The organism is Mesorhizobium sp. M2A.F.Ca.ET.037.01.1.1 (genome assembly GCF_003998075.1).
Classification (GTDB): Bacteria; Pseudomonadota; Alphaproteobacteria; order Rhizobiales; family Rhizobiaceae; genus Mesorhizobium.
This window is the reverse complement of record NZ_RZSA01001821.1, coordinates 1-432: the sequence shown is the minus strand read 5'-3', so window position 1 is coordinate 432 and position 432 is coordinate 1. Positions and strand designations below refer to the sequence as shown.

At 65.5% G+C, this 432-nt stretch carries 1 protein-coding gene and 1 pseudogene; both read left to right on the top strand.

Annotated elements, in window-relative coordinates; genetic code table 11:
* Positions 1–201 (top strand): annotated as a pseudogene (locus EOA27_RS39990) (NTP-binding protein); the annotation flags it as partial.
* The coding region (locus EOA27_RS39985; RefSeq protein ID WP_189562460.1) for a TniQ family protein at positions 198–432 on the top strand (235 nt) is incomplete at its 3' end. The pseudogene EOA27_RS39990 and the gene EOA27_RS39985, both read left to right, overlap by 4 nt.

The window sequence follows — 432 nt, the reverse complement described above, 5'->3', positions numbered from 1 at the left end:
CTTTCGGATGAACCGTTGGCGCGAACGATCTTCCAGCTCTCAGAGGGATTGATCGGCGAGATCGTGGCGATCGTTTCTGCGGCCGCCGCGGCCGCCGTGAGGTCTGGTGCGGAGCGGATCACGAAATCGGGTCTCAAGGCGCTGAACTACATCCCAGTCTCGAAGCGCCGCCGGGCGCCAGTGCGTGACGGCCTACTGTGAGCGGCGAGGCAACCGACGCAGGGTATGCCATCGAGATCCGCGAGCGGTATCAAGATGTCTTTCGGGATCGGTGGCCTGTCTCCATTGATCCGAAGCCGGATGAGCTGCTGTCGAGCTGGCTCCACCGCCTCGCGATCGCGAACGGTCTCGCGCCGCGCTCGTTCGCCGGCGTCCTTGGGCGTGGCGACGGGATGTGGTCGCCCCGCCTCGACCTTCGGCTTCTGCCTCACG